This is a genomic window from Dyella marensis (assembly GCF_900112865.1).
Lineage (GTDB): Bacteria > Pseudomonadota > Gammaproteobacteria > Xanthomonadales > Rhodanobacteraceae > Dyella_D > Dyella_D marensis_A.
On record NZ_FONH01000002.1, the window covers coordinates 460,687 to 484,865 of the forward strand.

At 67.9% G+C, this 24,179-nt stretch carries 21 protein-coding genes; 6 read left to right on the forward strand and 15 right to left on the reverse strand.

From position 1 onward, the window contains the following. Nucleotides 1-137 precede the first annotated feature (137 nt). The 7 genes from serS to BM172_RS04990 form a co-directional block, all read right to left on the reverse strand. Nucleotides 138-1,418: a serine--tRNA ligase gene (gene serS / locus BM172_RS04960; protein WP_026636439.1), complete on the reverse strand. Its 1,281-nt coding sequence runs from the start codon at nt 1,416-1,418 to the stop codon at nt 138-140. Between the two features lie 112 nt (nt 1,419-1,530). Next, a complete protein-coding gene (locus tag BM172_RS04965) occupies nt 1,531-2,106 on the reverse strand; it encodes a hypothetical protein (protein WP_026636438.1) in 576 nt (191 codons plus the stop codon). An 89-nt stretch (nt 2,107-2,195) separates the two neighbouring features. Further along, nucleotides 2,196-2,822 (reverse strand): 2-hydroxychromene-2-carboxylate isomerase, encoded by a 627-nt coding sequence (locus tag BM172_RS04970; RefSeq protein ID WP_026636437.1) that lies wholly within the window; start codon nt 2,820-2,822, stop codon nt 2,196-2,198. Between the two features lie 59 nt (nt 2,823-2,881). Then, nucleotides 2,882-4,213, reverse strand: a complete 1,332-nt coding sequence (locus BM172_RS04975; RefSeq protein ID WP_035323813.1) for a replication-associated recombination protein A — start codon at nt 4,211-4,213, stop codon at nt 2,882-2,884. Between the two features lie 222 nt (nt 4,214-4,435). Then, a complete protein-coding gene (locus BM172_RS04980; protein WP_026636435.1) occupies nt 4,436-5,101 on the reverse strand; it encodes a YoaK family protein in 666 nt (221 codons plus the stop codon). A 9-nt stretch (nt 5,102-5,110) separates the two neighbouring features. Beyond that, nucleotides 5,111-5,770: an outer membrane lipoprotein periplasmic chaperone LolA gene (lolA, locus tag BM172_RS04985; protein ID WP_026636434.1), complete on the reverse strand. Its 660-nt coding sequence runs from the start codon at nt 5,768-5,770 to the stop codon at nt 5,111-5,113. Between the two features lie 61 nt (nt 5,771-5,831). Continuing rightward, on the reverse strand, nt 5,832-8,162 hold the full coding sequence (locus BM172_RS04990) for a DNA translocase FtsK (RefSeq protein ID WP_026636433.1): 2,331 nt from the start codon (nt 8,160-8,162) through the stop codon (nt 5,832-5,834). Nucleotides 8,163-8,455: 293 nt separating this feature from the next. On the opposite strand from BM172_RS04990, the gene trxB reads away from it, so the two are divergent. The 4 genes from trxB to aat are packed head-to-tail and all read left to right on the forward strand — an operon-like array spanning nt 8,456 to nt 11,996. Beyond that, the gene (gene trxB / locus BM172_RS04995; RefSeq protein ID WP_026636432.1) at nt 8,456-9,415 is read left to right on the forward strand and encodes a thioredoxin-disulfide reductase; all 960 of its coding nucleotides are present in this window, start codon (nt 8,456-8,458) and stop codon (nt 9,413-9,415) included. Beyond that, the gene (locus tag BM172_RS05000) at nt 9,415-10,074 is read left to right on the forward strand and encodes a DsbA family protein (RefSeq protein ID WP_035323811.1); all 660 of its coding nucleotides are present in this window, start codon (nt 9,415-9,417) and stop codon (nt 10,072-10,074) included. The genes trxB and BM172_RS05000 overlap by 1 nt, the downstream gene beginning before the upstream one ends. Beyond that, the gene (locus BM172_RS05005) at nt 10,075-11,259 is read left to right on the forward strand and encodes a GNAT family N-acetyltransferase (protein ID WP_231504241.1); all 1,185 of its coding nucleotides are present in this window, start codon (nt 10,075-10,077) and stop codon (nt 11,257-11,259) included. A gap of 2 nt (nt 11,260-11,261) precedes the next feature. Continuing rightward, the gene (aat, locus tag BM172_RS05010) at nt 11,262-11,996 is read left to right on the forward strand and encodes a leucyl/phenylalanyl-tRNA--protein transferase (protein ID WP_026636430.1); all 735 of its coding nucleotides are present in this window, start codon (nt 11,262-11,264) and stop codon (nt 11,994-11,996) included. Between the two features lie 111 nt (nt 11,997-12,107). Here the strand turns inward: aat and BM172_RS05015 are convergent, their stop codons facing one another. After that, on the reverse strand, nt 12,108-12,752 hold the full coding sequence (locus tag BM172_RS05015) for a cysteine hydrolase family protein (protein ID WP_026636429.1): 645 nt from the start codon (nt 12,750-12,752) through the stop codon (nt 12,108-12,110). A gap of 112 nt (nt 12,753-12,864) precedes the next feature. On the opposite strand from BM172_RS05015, the gene BM172_RS05020 reads away from it, so the two are divergent. After that, nucleotides 12,865-13,827 carry a GlxA family transcriptional regulator gene (locus tag BM172_RS05020; protein WP_026636428.1) on the forward strand — a complete coding sequence of 321 codons (963 nt, stop codon included), beginning with the start codon at nt 12,865-12,867 and terminating at the stop codon, nt 13,825-13,827. Between the two features lie 107 nt (nt 13,828-13,934). On the opposite strand, the gene BM172_RS05025 is transcribed toward BM172_RS05020, so the two are convergent. The 4 genes from BM172_RS05025 to ispG form a co-directional block, all read right to left on the reverse strand. Then, entirely contained in the window at nt 13,935-14,741 is an 807-nt protein-coding gene (locus BM172_RS05025; protein ID WP_026636427.1) for an HD-GYP domain-containing protein, read from the reverse strand. 85 nt (nt 14,742-14,826) lie between these two features. Then, entirely contained in the window at nt 14,827-15,522 is a 696-nt protein-coding gene (locus BM172_RS05030; protein ID WP_026636426.1) for a class I SAM-dependent methyltransferase, read from the reverse strand. A 95-nt stretch (nt 15,523-15,617) separates the two neighbouring features. Then, nucleotides 15,618-15,944, reverse strand: coding sequence for a DUF4156 domain-containing protein (locus BM172_RS05035; protein ID WP_081805310.1), 327 nt, complete (start codon nt 15,942-15,944; stop codon nt 15,618-15,620). A 192-nt stretch (nt 15,945-16,136) separates the two neighbouring features. Then, entirely contained in the window at nt 16,137-17,396 is a 1,260-nt protein-coding gene (gene ispG, locus BM172_RS05040; protein WP_026636424.1) for a flavodoxin-dependent (E)-4-hydroxy-3-methylbut-2-enyl-diphosphate synthase, read from the reverse strand. A 234-nt stretch (nt 17,397-17,630) separates the two neighbouring features. Here ispG and BM172_RS05045 point away from each other — a divergent pair, with 234 nt between their 5' ends. Next, the gene (locus BM172_RS05045; RefSeq protein ID WP_051548988.1) at nt 17,631-18,365 is read left to right on the forward strand and encodes a Crp/Fnr family transcriptional regulator; all 735 of its coding nucleotides are present in this window, start codon (nt 17,631-17,633) and stop codon (nt 18,363-18,365) included. 45 nt (nt 18,366-18,410) lie between these two features. Here the strand turns inward: BM172_RS05045 and BM172_RS05050 are convergent, their stop codons facing one another. From BM172_RS05050 to BM172_RS05060, 3 genes are all read right to left on the reverse strand, one after another. Next, entirely contained in the window at nt 18,411-20,882 is a 2,472-nt protein-coding gene (locus BM172_RS05050) for a heavy metal translocating P-type ATPase (protein WP_081805265.1), read from the reverse strand. Further along, the gene (locus BM172_RS05055; RefSeq protein ID WP_026636422.1) at nt 20,879-21,304 is read right to left on the reverse strand and encodes a heavy metal-responsive transcriptional regulator; all 426 of its coding nucleotides are present in this window, start codon (nt 21,302-21,304) and stop codon (nt 20,879-20,881) included. The genes BM172_RS05050 and BM172_RS05055 overlap by 4 nt, the downstream gene beginning before the upstream one ends. 139 nt (nt 21,305-21,443) lie before the next feature. Next, nucleotides 21,444-23,720: a protease pro-enzyme activation domain-containing protein gene (locus tag BM172_RS05060; RefSeq protein WP_231504251.1), complete on the reverse strand. Its 2,277-nt coding sequence runs from the start codon at nt 23,718-23,720 to the stop codon at nt 21,444-21,446. Between the last annotated feature and the right edge of the window lie 459 nt (nt 23,721-24,179).

The window sequence follows — 24,179 nt, forward strand, 5'->3', positions numbered from 1 at the left end:
GACCATGCATGAGCCATCTCGAACGGACGGCCCGGTCGGTCATCCGCCGCAGCAGACGACCCGTCTGTATTCCGGCAACCCCATCCCCGGCCCGAAAAGAACAAGCCCGGCGAAGGCCGGGCTTTTTCATCAAAGGCTCAGGCGATTTTCTCCAACCCGTGCATATAGGACCGCAACACCTCCGGCACCGTGATCGAACCATCCGCGTTCTGATAGTTCTCCATCACCGCCACCAAGGTGCGCCCCACCGCCAGGCCGGACCCATTCAAGGTATGCAGCAACTCCGGCTTGCCGGTGGCGGGATTCCGCCACCTCGCCTGCATCCGCCGCGCCTGGAAATCCCCGCAGTTCGAACACGAGGAAATCTCGCGATACGTGTTCTGGCTCGGCAGCCACACTTCCAGGTCGTAGGTCTTCTGCGCCGCGAACCCCATGTCGCCGGTGCACAGCAGCACCTTGCGATACGGCAGGCCCAGCTGCTGCAGCACCTTCTCCGCGTGGCCGACCATTTCCTCAAGCTGCGCCTGCGACTGCTCGGGCGAGGCGATCTGCACCATCTCCACCTTCTCGAACTGGTGCTGGCGGATCATGCCGCGCGTATCGCGGCCGTAGCTGCCGGCCTCGGCGCGGAAGCACATCGAATGCGCGGCGAGGCGCAGTGGCAGCGCGTCGGCTTCGACGATGGTGTCGGCGACGAGGTTGGTCAGCGCCACTTCCGCGGTCGGAATCAGGTAACGCTTGCTGTCGCCCACCTGGGTCGAGAACAGATCTTCCTCGAACTTCGGCAACTGGCCGGTGCCCTGCATCGTCTCGGTGTTGACGATCAGCGGCACGCTGCATTCCAGGTAGCCGTGCTCGGCGGTATGCAGGTTGAGCATGTACTGCGCCAGCGCGCGATGCAGCTGCGCCAGCTGACCGCGCAGCACGGTGAAACGCGCACCGGAAAGCTTCGCGCCTGCATCGGCATCCAGCCAGCCATGGCGGGCGCCGAGGTCGACATGATCCTTCACCGCGAAATCGAAAGCGTGCGGCGTGCCCCAGCGCAGTTGCTCGGCGTTGTCGGCCTCGTCCTTGCCGTGCGGCACGGATTCATGCGGAATATTGGGAATGCCCAGCGCGATCTGCGCGATCTTTGCTTGCACCGCGTCCAGCGCATGCTCGTTGGCCTTGAGCTTGTCGCCCAGGCCGGCCACCTCGGCCATCAGCGTGGCGACATCCTCGCCCTTGGCCTTGGCCTGGCCGATCGCCTTGGAGCGGGTGTTGCGCAGGTTCTGCAGTTCCTGCGTCTCGGTGGACAGCCGCTTGCGTTCGCTCTCCAGCGCTTCCACGGCGGCGACGTCGAGTTCGTAGCCGCGGGTTTCCTTGAGGCGCGCGGCGGTATCGGCCAGGCGCGAACGCAACAGGGCGGGGTCCAGCATGATGGGTCCGGATGATGGCTTGGGAACACCGGATTATGGCGGCCGGGCCCTGATGGCCGCAATGCGACAGGCGGCGGCGCATCGCCCGCCGCCGCCTGCGATACGGACCCGCTCAGGCCCCGCGCCGCTCCGCGCGTCCCAGCCACCAGGCCATGGCGGCGCCGGCCAGCAGCCAGCCGACCAGTTGCTCGACCAATGCGGCCAGGGTGAAGTCCAGCGGGAAGCGGTACCAGTTCCAGTACGGCACCATCGCGCTGAGCCAGGCGAACAGCGCCGCCGCCACTGCGATACCGAGCCGCTTGCGGAAGCCGAACGCGGCCAGGCCCATCACGAAGGCCAGGGCCAGCGCGGACAAGGTGTCCGAGGCCCACTGCCGGCCCAGCTGCGGCCCCATCTGCATCAAGTCGTCGCCCTGCGGCATGTAGACGATCCAGGCATACGGCGAGGACTTGGCCTTGTCGGAATAGGCGTGGATCGCCGCCTGGTCCGACATCTTCTTGGGATCGAATGCAGGCAGGATGTAGACGCCGGCCTGCGGGCCCAGGCCCTGGTGCAGGCTGCCCAGCACCACGTCTTCGGCAACCGGCTGCCGTATGCCGGTCTCGCCCAGCCCCAGCGCCATATGTGCCACGGCGCCCCAGACGAACATCACGATGCCGCCGATCAAGGCAGCCATCAGTACGCGCATATCCGTTCTCCCCCGGTTGCAGACGCTGCGGTGGCCGGAATCTATGCCGGGGCGCCGAAGCCCTGCAAGGGCGCGCGCAGCAGGGAGAACTACAGGCGCGAGGCGCCGATCGGCAAGGTGGCGACGCGGTGCATTTCCGCCTTGTCCCAGATGGCCGGATCGCGCAGGTAGGCCAGGGCGAAGTCGTGCGCGTCGCTGCCCCAGAACAGGCGGCCGTCGATGGCCAACGTGGGCACGCCGAAGATGGCGTCGGCGATGGCCGCCTCGAAGTTGGCCTTGAGCTGCGCCTTCACCGCGGGATCGGCGATGGCCGCGGCCGCATCGTCGATGCCAAGTTGCGCGGCGACCGGCGCCAGGGCCTCGGCGCTGTCCGCCACCTGCCCCTGTCCCCAGATCCACTCGAAGATCGCCTCGGTCGCGCGCGCATCGCTGCCGGCGGCGATGCACAGGCGCAGCGAAGCCAGCGGATTGAACGGATGCTTCGGCGGAAAGCGCAGCGGCTGTCCCGTTTCGCGCGCCCGCCACAGCACGTGGCGATAGATGAACTCGCGCTTGGCCGGAATCTCCGCCGGCCCCTTCTGGCCGACGCGATCGAGCACGCCGGCAAACAGGATCGGACGCAAGATCACCTCATGCGTGCGCATCAGCTCCTTGACGCGCGGCCACTGCAACCAGGCGAACGGCGAGACGAAATCGAAGTACCAGACGATCGACATGCGGTGGCCTCGAACACGGCGAAATGGAGCGTCCCACCAAGGACGCGAAGGAAAACCGCCTACTTGCCGCGCGCCTGCCGCCGCGCCTCGCGCAGGCTCAGCAGTTTTTCGCGCAGCTTCAATTCCAGGCCGCGCTCGACCGGCTCATAGAACACCGTGCCGTCGAGCGCGTCCGGCAGGCATTGCTGGTCCAGCGCGATGCCGCCCTCGGCGTCGTGGTCGTACTGGTAGCCCTGCCCGTAGCCCAGGCCCTTGAGCAACCTGGTCGGCGCATTGCGCAGGTGCATCGGCACGTCCAGCGTGCCGGTCTCGCGGATCACCGCGCGGGCCTGGTTGTAGGCCGTGTAGGCGGCATTGCTCTTCGGCGCCATGGCCAGCCAGATCGCCAGCTGCGCCAGGCCCAGCTCGCCTTCGGGACTGCCCAGGCGCTCATAGGTATCCCACGCATCCAGCGCCATGCGCCAGGCGCGCGGCTCGGCCAGGCCCACGTCTTCCACTGCCATGCGGGTCATGCGGCGGGCCAGGTAGAGCGGGTCCACGCCGCCGTCGAGCATGCGGCACATCCAGTACAGCGCGGCGTCCGGATCGGAGGAGCGCACGGATTTGTGCAGCGCCGAGATCTGGTCGTAGAACTGCTCGCCGCCCTTGTCGAAGCGGCGCGTACGGTCGGCCAGCACCTGCTCCAGCGTGGCTTCGCCGATGCGGCCGTCCTCGGCCAGCTCCGCGGCGATTTCCAGCAGCGTGAGCGCACGGCGCACGTCGCCGTCGGCGGCGCGGGCGATCAGCTGCAGCGAGGCATCGCTGACGGTGAGCCCCTGCCCGCCCAGTCCGCGCTCGGCGTCTTCCAGCGCGCGTTTCAAGGCGCCGACGATGTCGTCCGCCGACACCGCTTCCAGCACGTGCACGCGGCAGCGCGACAGCAAGGCGGAGTTGAGTTCGAACGATGGGTTCTCGGTAGTGGCGCCGACGAAGATGATCACGCCGCGCTCGATATGCGGCAGGAAGGCATCCTGCTGCGCCTTGTTGAAGCGGTGCACCTCGTCGACGAACAGCACGGTGCGGCGGCCCTGCGCGAAGTTGGCTTCCGCTTCCGCCAAGGCCTTGCGCACTTCCGGCAGGCCCGACAGCACGGCGGAAATGGCGCGGAAATCCGCATCGGCATAGCGCGCCACCAGCAAGGCCAGCGTGGTCTTGCCGCAACCGGGCGGGCCCCACAGCACCATCGAGTGCACGCGGCCTGCTTCCAGTGCGCGGCGCAGCGCCTTGCCGGGCGCGAGCACGCGCTGCTGGCCGACGATCTCGTCCAGGCTGCGCGGCCGCATGCGCTCGGCCAGCGGCTTGAGCTCGTCGGATTCGGGGAAGAGGTCGGGGGAGGAACCGCGGGAAGGCATGTGGGGAATGATAGCGCGGGGATGGCCTCAGGACGGACGCAGCATGGGCCCGACAGGCGACTTCACCACATCGTCATCCCGGCGCAGGCCGGGATCCAGTGGCGATAAGCCCGATCGTCGCGAGGGGATGGACAAGCTTTTGATGGTGACCGCATGCCTCACCACTATCGCTACTGGATCCCGGCCTGCGCCGGGATGACGGCAAATGGGGGATGCCGCGTCTTAATCGGCCAGGTGGCGATGGCGGTAGATCGCATAGACCAACCCGATCGCCCCCGTCATCACCGCCGGCACCAGCAAGGTGCGCTCCGCCATCACACCGAATGCCAACGCGCCAACCGCGCTGCCCGCGATGAAACTCCCCGCCACCAGCACGCACACCTGGATGCGCAGATGATCCACTTCCAATCCGCGCAGGCGCTGGCCGAGGTAGATGCCGAGGTCGGTGAAGATGCCGGACAGGTGCGTGGTGCGGAACGTCGCGCCGCTGTACGTGCTGGCCATGGCGTTCTGCAGGCCGCAGGCGATCGAAGCCAGGTACAGGCCGGCGTCGCTGCCCGCATGGATCAACGGCACCGCCGCGAACAGCAAGGCCGATTCCACCATCAGCGCCACGCCGTAGCGCCGCCCCAGCTTCAAGGTGTGCTGCTGCACGATGAAACCGCTGAGCACCGCACCGCCGAGAAACGCCAGGATCGCCAGCGCCCAATGCAGCAGCTCGCCGCGGTTGCCCTCCGCCGCCGCCACGCCCATCAGCGTGGCGGTGCCGGTGAGGTGGGTGATCGCCTGGTGGCGGAAACCCATGAAGCCCACCGCATTGATCATCCCGGCAATGAAGGCCAGCAGGCCTCCGCCGATCCAGGCCCAGCGCGGCAGCTGGCGCAGCATGGGGAAGGATCAGTCCTTCAGCGGCTGGGTCTGGATCACCGGCGCGTCGCCGATCACGTCGGCGCCCTTCGGTGGCACGAAGTTGAACGTCGCCGGCGCAATCGTGGGATTGCGCTGCCAGTTGGCAAAGCGGATCTCGGTCACCGCGCCGAGCTGGTCGCGGAAGGTCATGCGCGCCAGGCCGTTGGCGTCAAAGCCCAGATCGGCGTAGTCGAACTGCGGATCCTTGGCGGTGGAGGTCAGGCGCAGCCAGGCCAGGCCGTCGTGCTCGCCCTGCTCGGTCACCTTGAAGTCGCGGTCCATCTGTTTGAGATCGGTGAGCACGGTCAGCGGACTGTGCGCTTCCTCGGTGCTCTGCACGCGCACGGTGACCTGCTCCAGGTCCGGGTCGTACAGCCACACGCGGCTGCCGTCGGCGACGATGGTCTGCTTGTACGGCGTCAGTGTCTCCCAGCGGAACTGGCGCGGCGCCTCCAGCGACAGCGTGCCGGCGCTGGTCTTGCCCTTGCTGCCGTTGGCGTCGGTGAGGGTCTGGGTGAACTGGCCGGTCAGCGCGTGCAGGCCGGTGGCGAAGCTGTCCAGGCGCGCGCGCGCGGGGCCGGCGGCGGCATGGACGGCGCCGGCGGCCGTAAGGGCCAGTGCGGCACAGAAGGTGAGCAAGCGGTTCATGGGGTTCCCTGTTTTGCGTGTCGCGGATGGCGGCGGAGTCTGCGCCGTCATCGCTTAATGGTTACTTCGGCGGCGGCGGCGCCAGCACTTCGCGGTTGCCGTTGTGCTGGGGCGCGCTGACCACGCCGTCCTGCTCCATCTGCTCGATCAATCGCGCGGCGCGGTTGTAGCCGATGCGCAGGTGGCGCTGCACGCCGGAGATGGAGGCGCGCCGCGTCTCGGTGACGATGCGCACCGCCTTGTCGTACAGCTGCGCGTCGGCGTCGCCGCCCTCCTCGCCTTCCTGCGGCAGGCCGGAGTCGTTGATGAACTTGCCGTCGGAGGTGGCCTGCACTTCTTCCAGCACGCCCTCGATGTACTGCGGCGAACCCTGCGACTTGAGCCAGGCCACCACGTTGTGCACCTCGTGATCGTCGACGAAGGCGCCGTGCACGCGCTCGGGCGTGGCGGTGCCGGGCGGCAGGTGCAGCATGTCGCCATGACCCAGCAGCGCCTCGGCGCCGGACTGGTCGAGGATCGTGCGCGAGTCGATCTTGCTCGATACCTGGAAGGCGATGCGGGTGGGAATATTGGCCTTGATCAGGCCGGTGATCACGTCCACCGACGGGCGCTGCGTGGCCAGCACCAGGTGCACGCCGGCGGCGCGCGCCTTCTGCGCCAGGCGGGCGATCAGCTCTTCGACCTTCTTGCCGACGATCATCATCATGTCGGCGAACTCGTCGATGATGATCACGATGTACGGCAGCGGCTCCAGCGGCTCGGCCGCCAGGTTCGGCATCTCGGGATTGGGGCGGAACAGCGGGTCCAGCAGCGGCTGGCCGGCGTTCTCGGCGTCCTTCACCTTCTTGTTGAAGCCGGCCAGGTTGCGCACACCCACGGCGGCCATCAGCTTGTAGCGGCGCTCCATCTCGGCCACGCACCAGCGCAGCGCGTTGGCGGCTTCCTTCATGTCGGTGACCACCGGCGCCAGCAGGTGCGGGATGCCCTCGTAGACCGAGAGCTCCAGCATCTTCGGGTCGATCATGATCATGCGCACGTCCTTGGCGCTGGCCTTGTACAAGAGGCTCAGCACCATGGCGTTCACCGCCACCGACTTGCCCGAGCCGGTGGTGCCGGCCACCAGCAGGTGCGGCATCTTGGCCAGGTCGGCCACCACCGGGCGGCCGGCGATGTCCTTGCCCAGGGCCAGCGCCAGCGGCGACTTGGTCAGGTCGTACTTCTCGGAGCGCAGGATCTCCGACAGGTACACGACCTGCTTCTTGGCGTTGGGGATTTCCAGGCCGATCACGTTCTTGCCCGGGATCACGTCGACCACGCGCACGCTCACCACCGAGAGGCCGCGCGCGATGTCCTTGTCCAGGCTCGACACCTGCGAGCCGCGCACGCCGGCGGCGGGCTCCAGCTCGAAGCGGGTGATCACCGGGCCCGGATACACGCCGACCACCTTGGCCTCGATGCGGAAGTCCTTGAGCTTCAGCTCGACCTGGCGCGACAGCACCTCGAGGGTTTCCTCGGAGTAGCCCGGCCCCTGCGGCGGCGCCTCGTCCAGCAGCGACAGCGGCGGCAGCTCGCCGGCGGAAGAGGCGCCGGTGAACAGCGGGATCTGCGTCTCGACGCGGGCGCGCTCGCTCTTCGGCGGCGGCGGCGGCGGGGCTTCGATGCGCACCGGCTCGCGCTTGGCCTGCTTGACCGCCTCGACTTTCTTGACCACCTCGCGCTCGGCGCGCGCCTGGCGCGCGGCCAGCACTTCGGGGGCCTCCTTCAGCTTGCCGCCGAACCAGCCGGCGATCTTCAGCATGCCCTGCCCGGTCAGGTCCATCAGCTTGAACCAGGACAGCCCGGTGGCCAGGGTCACCGCGATCAGGAAGATCGCCAGCAGCAGCAGCGGCGCGCCGGTGCCGCCGAAAGCCTGCAGCAGGCCGCGGCCCACCCACATGCCGATGATGCCGCCCACGCCCTGGGGCAGCACCGGCTCGTCGCTGAACTTCAGGTACAGCAGGGCCGGCGCGGTGATGAAGAAGAACACCGAGCCGATCAGCCGCAGCGACGGCTCCCACGGATGCACCGTGCGCACGCCGCGGTGGCGCAGCACCTGCACGCCCAATCCGAGCAGCAGCAGCGGAAAGCAGTAGGCGACCAGCCCGAAGATGTAGCGCAGCAGGTTGGCGATATTGGCCCCGACCGCGCCGCCGAAGTTGCGCGCATGCTCCACCGTGCTGGCATGGCCCCAGCTGGGATCCTGGTCGTTGTAGCTGAACAGGCAGACCAGCAGGTACAGCGCCAGCGGCAGCAGCAGCAATGCGCCGGCCTCGCGCAGGCGGCGCTTCAGCTCCTCGCTGAGGCCGCTGGGTTCCTTGTTCTTGTCTTTCTTGACGTTCGCGCTACGCGCCACCGTATTCCTCGCGTGCCGGTCTTAAGAGACCCGCTTCTGCTGCGTCGCCTGGGCAAAGGCCAGGACTCCAGATACCTCGTTACCGCCCCCCGCGGTCCGTTCCCGATGGGCCGGGCCCAGGGGCCCGTCAACCGCCGGTTGCCGGCTCAGCTGCCTTGAATCGCGCACCCGTCTTCCCCATTCTGTCGGGCTCCAACCTGGCGCCGGAGCCTTGAACCGGTGTGAGGAAACCGCCGTAAAGGCCGGAACGAATAGCAATTCCAAGCTGCTGATAACACCCAAGGATTATAACCATGAGCACCCCCAAGCACAGCCGCCTGCTGATCCTCGGTTCCGGCCCCGCCGGCTACACCGCGGCCGTGTACGCTGCCCGCGCCAACCTGAAGCCCACCCTTGTGACCGGTCTGCAGCAGGGTGGACAGCTGATGACCACCACGGACGTGGAGAACTGGCCGGGCGACAAGGCGGTGCAGGGTCCGGAGCTGATGCAGCGACTGGCCGAGCATGCCGAGCACTTCGAGACCGAGATGGTGTTCGACCACATCCACAGCGCCGACCTGGGCCAGCGCCCGTTCCGCCTGAAGGGCGATTCCGGCGAATACACCGCCGACGCCCTGGTCATCGCCACCGGCGCCACCGCCAAGTACCTGGGCATCGAGAGCGAGCAGCACTTCAAGGGCAAGGGCGTGTCCGCCTGCGCCACCTGCGACGGCTTCTTCTTCCGCGGCCAGGAAGTGGTGGTGGTCGGCGGCGGCAACACCGCCGTGGAAGAAGCGCTGTACCTGTCCAACCTGTGCAGCAAGGTCACCCTGGTCCATCGCCGCGACAAGCTGCGCGCGGAAAAGATCATGCAGGACAAGCTGTTCGAGAAGGCCGCCGCCGGCAAGATCGAGCTGGTGTGGAACCACACCGTGGCCGAAGTGCTGGGCGATAACAGCGGCGTCACCGGCGTGCGCGTGAAGGATGTCAACAGCGGCGCCACCCGCGACATCCAGGCCACCGGCTTCTTCGTCGCCATCGGCCATACGCCGAACACCGGCATCTTCGAAGGCCAGCTGGACATGCACGACGGCTACATCAAGATCCACAGCGGCCAGGAAGGCATGGCCACCATGACCTCGGTGCCGGGCGTGTTCGCCGCCGGCGACGTGGCCGACCACGTCTACCGCCAGGCCATCACCTCGGCCGGCTTCGGTTGCATGGCCGCGCTGGACGCCGAGCGCTGGCTGGACCAGCAGACCCCGGTGGTCTGATGAACGCGCCGCACGCCACCCTGCATTACATCCATGACCCACTGTGCGGCTGGTGCTACGGCGCCCAGCCGCTGGTCAGCGCCGCGGTCGCCATGCTCGGCAACCGCCTGGCCCTGCGCCTGCACGGCGGCGCGCTGTTCGCCGAGCCGCAGCAGCTGACGCCGGCGATGGCCGAGCACATCGTGCGCGCCGACGAGCGCATCGAGGAGATCAGCGGCCAGCCGTTCGGCGAGGCCTATACGGAAGGGCTGCTGGCCGAGGCCAGCACCGTGCTGTATTCGCTGCCACCGATCGCGGCGGTGCTGGCGGCCGAAACGCTGCATCCGGAGGCGGGCTATCCGATGCTCGTGGCGATCCAGCACGCGCACTACCAGCGCGGTCTGCGCGTGGTGGAAGCCGACGTGCTGGCCGAACTGGCCGAGGAACTGGGCCTGGACGCCACGCAGTTCGCCGATGCCTTCGCCAAGGCCAGCGGCAACGAACTGATCGAGCACGTCCAGGCCAGCCGCCGCCTGCTCGGCGAGGTGGGCGGCCAGGGCTTCCCCACCCTGGTGCTGGAAGTCCAGGGCCAGCGCCACGTCCTGCCGCACCACCAGGACTACGGCCGGCCCGATGCCTTCGTCGAACGCATCGCGGCCCGCCTGCCGGCGGTGCACTGAATGACGCGCGGCCATCGCCCGTCGATGGCCGCCGAGCGGCACGGCGTGCTCGAAGCCCGCTTTCATCCGCGCATCGACGAGGTGCCCGCGGCGGCGTGGGACGCGCTGCGCACCGACGGCAATCCGTTCCTCTCGCATGCCTTCCTCGCCGCGCTCGAACGCACCGGCTGCATCCGCGACGACTGGGGCTGGCAGGCGCACCATCTGGGCCTGTACGAGGACGACCGCCTGGTCGCCGCCGCGCCGCTCTACGTCAAGGGCAATTCGCATGGCGAGTTCGTGTTCGACTGGAGCTGGGCCGCCGCCTGGGAACGCGCCGGCGGCGATTACTATCCCAAGCTGCTCAATGCGGTGCCCTACTCGCCCGTGCCCGGGGCACGCCTGCTCGCCGGCGATGGAGCACAGGCGCCGCGCCGGCGCGAGGCGCTGGTGTCGGCCATGCGCCAGCTGGCGGATGCGCATGGGTTGTCCTCCGTCCATGCCAATTTCCTTGCGCCCGACGACCTTTCGGCGTTCGACAACCACTGGTTGGCACGCACGGACGTGCAGTTCCATTGGCCGAACAGGGGCTATGGCCACTTCGAGGATTTCCTCGCCGCGCTCAATCACAAGAAGCGGAAGAACATCCGCCAGGAACGCGCCCACGTCGCCCGCGCCGGCCTGCGCCTGGAGTGGCGTCGGGGCGACAGCCTGGGTGCGGACGAATGGCGCCAGGTGCATGGCTTGTACGAGCACACCTTCGACGCCAAGGGCAACCACGCCGCGCTGACGCGCGAGTTCTTCCACGCGCTGGGCGGCGAACTCGGCACCGCCACCCACCTCGCGCTGGCCTGGGAAGGCGCGCACATCGCGGCGATGGCGCTGTTCCTGCAAGGCGACGAAGCGCTGTACGGCCGCTACTGGGGCAGTCGCGTCGATGTGCCCGGCCTGCACTTCGAGCTGTGCTACTACCAGGGCATCGAACATACCATCCGCGCCGGCCTGCAGCGCTTCGAGCCCGGCGCCCAGGGCGAACACAAGCTGGCGCGCGGCTTTCTTCCGGTCCACACGCATTCGCGCCATTACCTGGCCGACGCCGGCTTGCGCAAGGCGGTGCGCGCGGCGCTTGCGCGCGAGACCGAAGCAGTCGACGCTTACGCCGCCGACCTGCTCGAACACAGCCCGTACGCCCACCGCGACGCCTGACCATGATCCGCCTGCCCCTGCTCGACGCCGCCCATCCCGAGCAGTTCCCCGATCCCGGCCGCGCCATGGCCGATCCCAACGGCTTGCTCGCCTTCGGCGGCGATCTCACGCCGCGCCGGCTGCTGGCGGCGTACGCCGGCGGCATCTTCCCCTGGTACAACGAGGACGAGCCGATCCTGTGGTGGTCGCCGGATCCGCGTTGCGTATTCCATACCGATCGACTGCGCGCCAATCGCAGCCTGCGTCGGCAGCTCGCGGGCAGGCCGTGGCGGATCACGCTCGATCATGCGTTCCGTGCAACGGTCGAAGCCTGTGCGGCACCCCGCTCCGGCCAGCTCGGCACGTGGATCGTGCCGGCGATGGCGGAGGCGTATATCCAGCTGCACGAGATGGGGCATGCGCACAGCGTGGAAGTGTGGGAAGGCGAGCGGCTGGTCGGCGGGATCTATGGCGTGACGGTCGGGCGGCTGTTCTGCGGGGAATCGATGTTCAGCCGTGAGAGCGGCGGGTCCAAGCTGGCCCTGCTCGCCCTGGGCCAGTTGCTGCGCCGCTGGGACTATCCGTTGATCGATGCGCAGGTCACCAATAACCACCTGCTCAGCCTCGGCGCGGTGGAGTATCCGCGGGATCTGTTTCTGAAGACGGTGCGGCAGTTGGTGAAGTTGCCGGGGCAGCCGGGGAGCTGGAAAGAGTTCACCCCGCTGGTGGAACAGACGATGGCTACGCTGCGGCGTTGACGGCGTAGGTTGGGGTGAGCCGCAGGCGAACCCCAACGATGCGATGTGTTTGGTGATGGCCATGTTGGGGTTCGCCTGCGGCTCACCCCAACCTACGCCCAGCGATTAGGTTCAGGCCGCCTTCGCCTCGCGCAGCTTCCGCGCATTCGCATACGAGGCCAGGATGTCCTCCCGCACCGGCGCCTCGCCGGTCGCCAGGCAGCGCTCCCACTCTTCAACACTCAACACCGCGGCGAAGCGCGACTGCTCCACCACCGCGAACACGCGATGGATCTCCTCGGCGGTCGCGTAACCCGCGCGGTTGGCATACGACACCGCGCCCGAAGCGTCATGCAGGAATTCCACCTCGAGGCCGCGATCGAAGGCGTGCTTGATGGTGGTGTCGTTGCAGTTGTGGGTCATGTAGCCGACCACCGTCAGGGTGTCGATGTCGCGCGCCCGCAGCCAATCGCCCAGGCCCGTCTCGGCGAAGGCGCTCGGCAGCGGCTTGCCGATCAGCACGTCGCGATGGCGGCGCGCCACTTCCGGATGCAGCTGCCAGCCGTGGCTGCCTTCGGCAAAAGCCGGACCGTTCGACGGCGAGTCCTGGCGGATCACGATCACCGGCAGACCGGCCGCGGCGGCGACATCCATCGCGCGGACGATCTTCGGCAGGCTGTCGGCTACCGGCGGATACTCGATCTGCAGGTTGCCGTCGAAATACTCGTTCTGCACGTCGATCACGATCAGTGCGCGACGGGGAGCATTGGCGTTCATGGCTTGGAGTTCCCTGGCTTGGAAAAGGTGTGCACATGCTGCGCTCCGGACCACTTGCGCGAGAGTGGCCTGAAGGACAATAATCGATGTGATCGGGCCAACCGGAATTCCCATGCGCAAGATCCGCATCGCCGTGGTGGCGTTCAACGACATCCTTCCCTTCCACCTGTCCGTACCCTGCGGCGTGTTCGCGGCGGTGCTGCGCGACGAGCAGTCGCCGTTCCGGCTGCGCGTGTGCTCGGCCGAAGGCAGGCGAGTGCGCAGCGCCTCCGGCTTCATGATCGCCACCGACTACGGCCTGGACGAATTGCGCAACGCCGACATCGTCATCGTGCCGTCGTGGCGCAGCGCCGAGGAACGCCCGCCGGAACCTCTGCTGGAAGCCCTGCGCCGCGCCGCCGCGCGCGGCAAGCGCATCGTCGGCCTGTGCATGGGCGCCTTCGTGCTCGGCCACGCCGGCCTGCTCGACGGCCGCCGCGCCACCACGCACTGGTTCGCCACCGACGAGCTGGCCGCGTGTTTTCCCACCGCCGAAGTCGACCCGGACGTGCTGTACGTGGATGCCGGCCAGGTCGTCACCTCCGCCGGCGCTGCGGCCGGCATCGACTGTTGCCTGCACCTGGTGCGCCAGCTGCTGGGCAGCGAGGCCGCCAACCGCATTGCGCGACGCATGGTGGTATCGCCGTTCCGCCACGGCGGGCAGGCGCAGTTCATCGAGCAGCCGGTGCCGAGCATGGCCGGCGACGAGCGCATGGCGAAGTTGCTGGACGAGGTGCGCCGCAAGCTGCACCAGCCGCAGAACCTCGACGAGATCGCCGTGCGCGCGGCGATGAGCCGGCGCAGTTTCACGCGGCATTTCCGCCAGCTGACCGGGAGCAGCTTCGGGGACTGGCTGATGGCGCAGCGGCTGAGCGAAGCGCAGCGCCTGCTGGAGACGACCGGCCTGCCGCTGGACCGCATCGCCAGCGCGGTCGGACTGGGTTCGCCGGTGACGCTGCGGCAGCATTTCCAGCGGGCGTTCCGAACCTCGCCGGCGAATTACCGCAGAACCTTCAACGCAGGCAAGGCCGCATAGAAAACCACGACGTAGGTTGGGGTGAGCCGAAGGCGAACCCCAACAGGCCTCGCGCAGTATCCAGCTCATGTTGGGGTTCGCCTTCGGCTCACCCCAACCTACGTCGGCTAGTCGGCCAGCCCTACCCGCTTGATGTCCTCGTAATTGGCCAGGAACAGCTCCACCAGCGTCGGATCCAGCTGACTTCCCGCGATCTTGCGCAGATGCGCGATCACCTCGTCCTCCGGCCAGGCCGGCTTGTACACCCGCGGGAAACTCAGCGCATCCCACACATCCACCACGCTGAACACCCGTGCGGCGAGCGGAATCTCCTCGCCGCGCAGGCCGCGCGGATAGCCGCCGCCGTCCCAGCGCTCATGATGGTGGTACGGAATCTCGGCCGCATCGCGCAGGAAATCCACCTGCTGCAGCAGGTCGTAGCCCACCTGCGGATGCGTGCGCATCACCACGATCTCTTGCTCGGTCAGCGGCCCCGGCTTGATCAGGATCGCATCCGGCAGCGCCAGCTTGCCGATGTCGTGCAGCAGCGCGCCGAAGCGCGCCTTGCGCAGCTCCTCGCCGCGCAGGCCGGCCAGCCGGGCCAGCGCCACGGTCATGCGCATGACGCGGTCGGAGTGGTCGCTGGTTTCCTTGTGACGGATGTCCATCGCGTGGACCAGCGCGCGCAGGGCCTGTTCGTTGCCCTTGAGCAGCAGGCGGTTGGCGCGGCTCATGCCGCGCAGGTCGCGGTCGACCAGCACGTACAGCAGCGCGCCGGTGACCAGGACGAAGAACGTGCCCTTCAGGCTCTGCATCAGGCTCAGCGTGTCGGTGTCCTGCACGAACAGGCGCAGCACGCGGTTGGACAACCAGATCCACAGGCTGGCCACGATCACGTACGCCAGCGCGGTGCGTACTTGAGGCTTCAGTCTCATCCGACTCCCCTTGCCGCGCCGGGAAACTCCGTCCCGGCAGCGAGAGCCGCGAGCTTACCGCTATCCGCGCAGGAAGGAACGTGCGTCAAGCCCTGGGCGGTCGGGGCTCGAGCACGAAGATGATCGAGGCGGGCCGCCCGCTGTGCGGATGCAGGGGTTCCTCGATGCGCGCCACGCGCAGGCCGCAGGCCGCGAACGTATCGAGCCAGCCGCCGAGCGTGCGGAAATACCAGGGCGCCGCCTGGCCGAAGCCTTCGCCGCAGCCGGCCCAGGAGCCTTCGCGCCAGCCGTCGCGGTACGGCAGCTCGCCGCAGGCAACGACCGGATGCAGCGTCTGCACCAGCAATGCGCCGCCGGGTTCAAGCAGGCCCGGCACCGCGGCCAGCACGGCCTCGGTCGATGCCTCGCCGAGCAGGGAAAAATTGCAGATCGCCACGTCGGCTTTCGCGTGCAGCTCGCCGGCGGCGATCTGCGCGTAGCTCATGGTTTCGAAACGTCCGCCGCCCTTTGCGCGTGCGGTGTCGATCAGCTCGGGCACCGCATCCAGGCCCAGCACATCGACGCCCTGTGCCGCCAACGCCCGGACCAGCCAGCCTTCGCCGCAACCGAAGTCGATCGCGCTGCGCGGCTTAAGCGACAACGCCGCCTGGATGACGGCGTTGTCCGTGGCCAGCCTGCGGCTTTCGATACGCTGGCCTTGTACTGCCGCGATCCATGGCTCGGCGTTCTGACGCCACACGCTCAGGATGGCGGCTTCGAAATCCTGGGCGCGTCTGTCCATGTATTCCCTTGTCGGCGGCAACTACAAGCCTTGATCCGGCATGGCCGGCGATGAGGCATTGGCGGGCCTCATCCGCGCCCACAAAGGTACTGGATTTACCTCTGCGCGCAGGAAAAGACGTTGGCGCTCATCGTGGTGGCCTTCACTCCGGTGTATCCATCCACCTGGCTCTGGCTGGGGTTGCTGGTCAGGATCTGCACCACGTTGCCGCCCATCGCCGAAGCCTTATTCTTCAGGTCGGCGCGCGCGCCGGTCTCGATATCCGCTCCGGTACGGAACACCGCCGCCTGGCTGCCCGTGATGTCGCCAAGCAGCTTGCACCCCTGCGGCTCCGTGTTCGTAAAGCGGACTTTTTCGGAACCCGCGATCGGCTTCGTCGTCGCGCAGCCCACCATCATCATCGCGCATGCGATCGCCATCATCTTCTTCACGTCTGCCACTCCTCAGGTTTGGGTTAGGAGGCGCAGAAATTAGTGAGCGGCAACGTCCGGACCAACCGGAAATTTCGCGCCATGCGCCGGCATGGGCCGCGCATTCAGGTCCAAGAGGCGTGGCTTGATCGCTCCCCGGCAGCGCGACGCATCCGCCCCCGCGCTCCGGGAACCGGGCCCCGGTCAGCCCGGCAGCGCCCGATAGCGCCTGGCCACGTAGTCGTCGAGGATGCCGATGAACTCCTCGGCAATCCGCTCGCCGCGCAGGGTCATGGCCTTCTCGCCGTCGATGAACACCGGCGCCGCCGGCGCCTCGCCATTGCCCGGCAGCGAGATGCCGATATTGGCGTGCTTGGATTCGCCCGGGCCATTCACCACGCAGCCCATTACCGCGAGGGTAAGGTTCTCCACGCCGTCGTACTTCACCCGCCACTCCGGCATGCGGTCGCGCACATGCTCCTGCACGGTCTTGGCCAGTTCCTGGAAGAACTCGCTGGTGGTGCGGCCGCAACCCGGACAGGCGGTGACCAGCGGAGTGAATGCGCGCAGGCCCATGGTCTGCAGCAGCTCCTGCGCCACCACCACTTCGCCGGTGCGGGGAGCGCCCGGTTCGGGCGTGAGCGAGATGCGGATGGTGTCGCCGATGCCTTCCTGCAGCAGCACCGCCAGCGCGGCGCTGGACGCGGTGATGCCCTTGGAGCCCATGCCGGCCTCGGTCAGGCCCAGGTGCAGCGCGTAGTCGCAGCGCCTGGCCAGGTCACGGTAGACCGCGATCAGTTCCTGCACGCCGGAGACCTTGCAGGAAAGAATGATGCGCTCGCGCGGCAGGCCGATTTCCTCGGCGCGGATCGCCGAATCCACCGCGGAACGGATCAGCGCCTCGCGCGCCACCAGCGCGGCGTCCCATGGCTCGGCGCGCGTGTGGTTCTCATCCATCAGCGCGGCCACCATGCTCTGGTCCAGCGAGCCCCAGTTGGCGCCGATGCGCACCGGCTTGCCGTACTGGATGGCCTTCTCGATGATCGCGGCGAACTGGCTGTCCTTCTTCTTGCCGAAACCGACGTTGCCCGGATTGATGCGGTACTTGGCCAGCACTTCGGCGCAGGCCGGCTCCTGCTCCAGCAGCTGGTGGCCGTTGTAGTGGAAGTCGCCGATGATCGGCACCTCCACGCCCATCATCTGCAGCCGCTCGTGGATGCGCGGCACCGCGGCCGCCGCGGCCGGCGTGTTCACCGTGATACGCACCAGCTCGGAACCTGCGCGCGCCAGCTCGGCGATCTGCCTGGCGGTGCTGGCCGGATCCTCGGTGTCGGTATTGGTCATCGACTGCACCACGATCGGCGCGCCGCCGCCCACCGTCACCTTGCCGATGCGCACGCCGACGCTGGGACGGCGCTGCTCGGGCTCGGCCGGGCGGGAAATGGAAGAGGACTTGTCGCTCATGGGGAAACCGGCGGAATGGCTGGATGGGGACGCCGCGGCCGGAAATCGCCGCGGACGATGGACAAGGATACTTCAAGCCGCCTGGCGGCTTCATGACCCCGGATGGCCCGATCAGGGTACGGTTTTGACCGAAATCCGCGGCGCGACGCCGCGCGGCATAAGCGCGCACCGGCGCGGCGCAGGTGGCATACGGTGCTCATCATGCGTGGCAACAGGATCGCAGGAAGAAGCCGCATGTCCGTCGCCCATGCCATCGAAACCCCGTCGCCGGGCCCGCTCCATCCGGCGCGCTGCAACGGCTGCGCCCACCTGCCGGCGTGCCAGGCCGCCGGCTACGGGCGAAGCGAGCTGCGCGGATTGCAGTGCATCGCCGAACCTGCCGGCCTGTTGCGCGACGGCGAATACCTGTACCGCCCGTTGACGCCGTTCCATGCGGTGTACGCGGTGCAGGCCGGCATGGCCAAGAGCGTGGCGGTGGACCGCGCCGGCCGCGAGCGCGTGCTGGCCTTTCATCTGCCGGGCGAGCTGTTCGGACTGGACGCGCTGTGGCTGGGCCAGCACGACAACGCCGCGGTCGCGCTGGGCCGCACGCAGTGCTGCCGCTTTCCCTATGCGGCACTGCGCGAACTGGCCAGCCGCCAGGTAGAAGTGCAGACGCATCTGCTGTACGCGATGAGCCGGCAGCTTCACCGCCAGCATCTGGATGCCGCCGACGGTTCGGCCGAACAGCGCATGGCCGCCTTCCTGGTGGATCTGCATGCGCGCCGCGAGGCGCTCGGCTGCAGCGGTGCCGCGCTGCCGCTGCCGATGTCGCGCGCCGACATCGGCAATCATCTGCGCCTGGCCACCGAAACGGTCAGCCGGCTGCTGGCGCGGTTCCGCGACGCGGGGCTGCTGCGGGTGACGCGCAGCGGCGTGGAGCTGCTGGACATGGATGGACTGCGCCACGTAGGTTGGGGTGAGCCATAGGCGAACCCCAACGATGCGAGACGTCTGAAGTCAGCCCAACCTACGTCAGGCCTTGGCCCGGCTCAGGCGCAGCGCATTGCCCACTACCGACACCGACGACAGGCTCATCGCCAGCGCCGCCACCATCGGCGACAAGGTCAGGCCCAGCCACGGATACAGCGCACCCGCCGCCAGCGGCACGCCCAGCGCGTTGTAGATGAAGGCGAAGAACAGGTTCTGGCGGATGTTCGCCACCGTCGCCTGCGACAGCGCGCGCGCACGCAGGATCGCGGTCAGCTCGCCCTTCACCAGGGTCACCTGCGCGCTCTCGATCGCCACGTCGGTGCCGCCGCCCATGGCGATGCCGATATCCGCCGCGGCCAGCGCTGGCGCATCGTTGATGCCGTCGCCGGCCATCGCCACGCGCCGCCCTTCGGCGCGCAAGGCGTTCACCACCGCGGCCTTGTCGGCCGGCGAGACATCGGCGTGCACCGCGTCGATGCCCAGCGTCTTCGCCACGGCCTGCGCGGTGACGGCGTTGTCGCCGGTGAGCATGACGATGCGCAGGCCGGCTTCGTGCAAGGCGGCGATCGCCTGCGGCGTGGTCGCTTTCACCTGGTCGGCCACCGCCAGCAGGCCGGCGAGCGCGCCATCCACGGCGAGGAACATCACCGTCGCGCCTTCCTTGCGCCAGGCATCGGCGCGCAGCTGCGCATCCTCGCCGAGGGCGATGCCCAGTGTCTCGAACAGGCGCGCATTGCCCAGCGCCGCCTCGCGTCCCAGCACCCTGCCCTGCACGCCGCCGCCGGTGAGCGTGCGGAACGCCTCCACCTCAGGCACCTTGACCCCACGAGCCTCGGCGCCGGCCAGGATGGCGCGCGCCAGCGGATGCTCGCTGGGACGTTCCAGCGCGGCGGCCACCGCCAGCAGCCGATCCCACGGCAGCGCGCCATCCTGGCCGGTGCCGAGGCTCGCCACGTCCTTCAGCGTCGGCCGGCCCTCGGTCAGCGTGCCGGTCTTGTCCAGCACCAGGGTGTCGACATCGCGCAGCGTTTCGATCGCCGCGGCATCCTTGAACAGCACGCCTTCATGCGCGCCGCGGCCGCTCGCCACCATGATCGAGATCGGCGTGGCCAGGCCCAGCGCGCAGGGACAGGCGATGATCAGCACCGACACCAGCGCGATCAGCGCATGCGCCAGCCGCGGCTCCGGCCCCCACGCGGCCCAGGCCGCGAAGGCCAGCACCGACACTGCCACCACCGCCGGCACGAACCAGGCCGCCACGCGGTCGGCCACGCGCTGCAGCGGCGCCTTGCTGCGCTGCGCCTGCGCCACCAGGGCGACGATGCGCGACAACATGGTGTCGGCGCCGACCTTCTCGGCGCGCATGGTCAGCGCGCCGTCCTGGTTGACGGTACCGCCGGTGACGCGATCGTCCGCGCGCTTGGCCACCGGCAGCGGCTCGCCGGTGAGCATGGCTTCGTCGACATGGCTGGCGCCGTCCAGCACCACGCCGTCCACCGGCACCTTCTCGCCCGGCCGCACGCGCAGCACGTCGCCGGCCTGCACGTCTGCCAAGGCCACGTCCTGCTCGCTGCCGTCGCCGTTGACGCGGCGCGCGGTCTTCGGCGCCAGGCCGAGCAGCGCCTTCAACGCTGCACCGGTGCGACGTCGTGCGCGCAGCTCGAGGAAATCGCCCAGCGTGACCAGGGTGACGATCACTGCGGCGGATTCGAAATACACGCCAACCCGGCCGTGCGCATCGCGGAAGCCTGCCGGAAATGCGTCAGGCAGGAAGAACGCCACCGCGCTGTACAACCATGCCACGCCAGTGCCGAGCGCGATCAGCGTGTACATGTTCGGCGACCACGGCCGCAGCGAACGCCAGCCGCGCGCGAAGAACGAGGCGCCGCCCCACAGCACCACCACGCTGGACAGCAGCGCCTCGGCCCACGCCGCCACGCCATCCCATGGCATCGGCAGATGCCAACCGAACAGATGCGGCCCCATCGCCAGCGCGAACACCGGCACAGTCAGCGCCACCAGCGTCCAGAAGCGGCGCGACAGGTGGCGCAGTTCGCCGCCGTCTTCTTCCAGGCTGGGCATCATCGGTTCCAGCGCCATGCCGCACTTGGGGCAGTCGCCGGGACCGACCTGCTGCACTTCCGGATGCATCGGACAGGTGTAGATGGTGCCCGGCGGCGCGTCGACCGGCTTGGGACGTTCGCCGAGGTAGCTGGCCGGATCGGCCAGGAACTTCTCGCGGCAACGGGCGGCGCAGAAGTAATAGGTGTGGCCTTCGAATTCCGCGCGGTGCCTGGCGGTATGCGGGTCGACCGACATGCCGCAGACCGGATCTTTCACGCTGTGATGAGCGTGGGCGTCATGACTGCCATGTGCATGATCGTGCTGCGCATGCTCGTGATGCGCGTGCTCCGCCTGGGCCTTGGCCCCGCCATGGCAACAGCTCGCCGCTACCGGTTCGGCCGGCGCCGCCTCCGCCTTCGAGCCGCAACAAGCCTTGTCCTGCCCGCTCATGCCTGGTCCTCCGCGTCCGACAGCGCGCGCAGGATCGGGCACTGCTCCGGCGAACCGTGCCCCGGGCAGGCATCGATCAATTCCTCCAGCCCGTCACGCACGCGGGTCAACTCGGCAATCCGCGCATCGATCGCGGCCAGCCGCTCCTGCGCCCGTTTCTTCACCGCCTTCACGCCGCGCTGCCGGTCGGCTGACAGCGCCAGCAGGTCGCGGATCTCCTCCAGCGTGAAGCCCAGGTCCTTGGCGCGCCGGATAAAGCGCAACTGGCGTACCGCGCCTTCGTCGTAGCTGCGATAGCCGGAGGCCCGGCGCACCGGCTCCGGCAGCAGCCCTTCGCGCTCGTAGAAGCGGATGGTGTCGATATTCACGCCGACGCGCTTGGCGACGGCACCGATGGTCAGGGTGGGGTTATGAGTGTCCATGGGGCGAAGTCTAGACCATTGATCAAGGTCCAGAGTCAAGCCGGCGCCAGGCAAAAAGAACCCGGCCATGCAGCCGGGTTCTTTGGTGACAAGCAAGCGCAACCGCCGCCCGCTCCATGCGGCGGTCGGGAGCACGTACTTACTGCACGGTCAAGGTCACATCGTCCAGCACGAACGAGGTCTGCAGCGACGAGTCTTCGGCGCCGGTGAACTTGATCGTCACCGTCTGCCCGATATACGGCGTCAGATTCGCCGTGTGCACCGTATACCCGGTCCCCTTGTTGAGGTTGGAGTAAGTCGCCAGCGTCGCCAACACCGTGCCGGAGCTGTTGAGCACCTGCACCTTCAGCGTGTCGTAGGCGGTGCTGGTGGTGGTCTCCGCCGTATCGACATGCAGGTAGTACTGCAAGGTCGCGCTGGTCTTGCCGCTCGGGATGGCCACCGACTGCGACACCGTATCGGTGTGGCTGGAACCATAGCCGTCCATCCACGCAAACCACGTACCGCCATGCGCCGTCTCGCCGGAGCAGCTGCTGTTGCTGCACAGCACGCCGGAACTGATCGACCACGGCGAGGCCGCACCGCTTTCGAAGCCGGTGTTGCCGAGCAGCTGCGAGGAACCGCCACCGCCGCCGCTCACCGTCACCGCCTGCGTCTTGCTGTTGCTCGCGCCGAGGTTGTCGGTCACGGTCAGCTTGACGTTGTAGGTGCCGCCAGCCGCATAAGTGTGGCTGGGGTTCTGGGCGGTGGAGGTGCCGCCGTCGCCGAAGTCCCAGGCATACGAGCTGATGGTGCCGCCCGTATCCGTGGAGCTGTTGGTGAAGCTCACCGTCAGGCCGCTGATGGTGTCGCCGAAGTTCGCCACGGGCGTGCTGCCGCCACCGCCGCCGGAACCGGCCAGCGAGTTGACCAGTGCCGCCTGCGGGCTGCCCCAGCCGGTGGCGAGGTCGTAGCCGGCCACGGCGCTGAAGCCGTTGCTGCCGCTGGTGACGTCGTGGAAGTTGCTGGTATAGCTGCTGCCGATGCCGACGTTGTAGATCGCCGGATTGACGAAGCCCACCGTGGCCTTGCCGTTCGCCACGGCCTGCTGGTTCACCAGGGCGAGGAAGCCCGCCCAGCGCGGCGCGGCGAAGCTGGTGCCGCCGTAGCCGGTTTCGAAGGAGCCGTTGCTCACCGTCGGGTTGTCGAAGTTCGCCTCGGCCGCGACATCCGGGTCGTTGCGATAGGTGGTCGAGCCCTTGTTCGCCGAGGTGATGACGCCGGCCAGCTTCTGATAGCTCGGCGTGCTTTCGCCCGAGGCGCTGGTGTAGCCGCCGCCGCCATCGGACCAGACCGTTTCCGCCGACCACGCGCCGCTGCTGCTGGTGGTCAGATCGGTGCCGCCGACTTCCAGCACATTGGAGTCGGCCGAGGGCGGATCGTAGGCGCTGGACGAAGCGTTATACGAACCGCTGTCGCCGGTGGCGTTCACGAAGGTCTGGCCCTGCGCCGCCATTTCCTGATAGATCGGATCGTCGGTGGCATTATCGAAATCGCCACCGCCCCAGGAGCAGCTCAGCACCTTGGCCTGGTTGTCCGAGGCCATCTTGTTGAGGATGTCGGTGGCGCTGTCGCCCTCGTAGAACAACACCTTGGTCAGGCCCGGCGCCATGCCGATCACGTTGACGATATCGAGGATCTGCTCGCCGTCGTCGCAGCTGCTGCCGACGTGCCCGCACTTGCCGTCGAAACCGCTGACCAGCACGTTGCTGACCGGCACGCTCGAGCTCATGCCCGTATTGCTGTAGTACACGGAAATGTCATTGCTGACGTAGCCATCGAACGAGAAGATGCCGACCGTCTGCCCGGAACCGGTCAGCGAACCGCTGCCGTAATAAGCCGTGCGCATGTCGCTCGGCAGGAATTCGCCGCCCGGGCCCGAACCGCCATGCGGAATCGGCGTCGCGCTGGATTTCTTGGAATAGTGCGTATGCGGCAGGCGGAAGTTGTCGAGTCCGGAAATGTGCAGCAGCGGCACGCTCAGGCCGACGGGCGTCGGTTCGCGATCCGCGGCGAAGAACGTGCGGTTCTCGCTCGGATGCGCGTAGTTGCCCATCTTCACCTTGAAGGCGCGGTTGATCGTTTCCACCGGGCCCTCCACGTCGACCAGCCGGCGGTTCGCGGCGGTGGCGGTGACGGTCAGGCCGTTGGCCTGCGCCCAGGCGACGACGGTGTCGTAATCAGCCTGCGTCGGCGCGAAGCGCGCGGTGAATTGCTCGACGCTGAGGTACTGGTGGTACTGCGGACTTTTCGGATCCTGCAGGTCGCGCAGCAGCTGATCGAGCTCGGCCTGGTTGCGCGGCTGCAGGCTGAGGGCGAGCTTGAGATGCTCTTGCGTATCCAGGTTGCTGACCAGCGGCGCCGCGCCATTTCTCACGGCCAATGGCACGTGCTGCGTCGCCGTCGTGCCGACGACCGCTACCGCGGCGTCAGTCGCGCCGGCAGCAGGAATCGCGCACAGACCCGATGCTGCAACCCATATGGACAGACCCAGAACCAACCGGATCCGGCTTGCGAGCCCCTGCTGTTTCAGGGCATGACCGTTCTTCATGGCTTTGTGGCGGAAATGGCTTGGCATGCAATACTCCGAAGGATTTTGAGGACAAACGAACCCCATGGGGTTGCGAGAACCCTCATCGATGGAAACCGTGAACAGGCACGGCCGCTTTGTGTTTTTCCGGAATTGCCCAGCGATCCAAGGCGCGTCGCAGTCCCCCCGCCCGATCTCCTGCACGAAACACGCCCTTCCATGTGCTGGAAGTGCGTTACGCCGTACCGCGCTAATCACAGGATCATTCATCAGTCCCCGACTGATGAATTCATTTATTGAATGGCG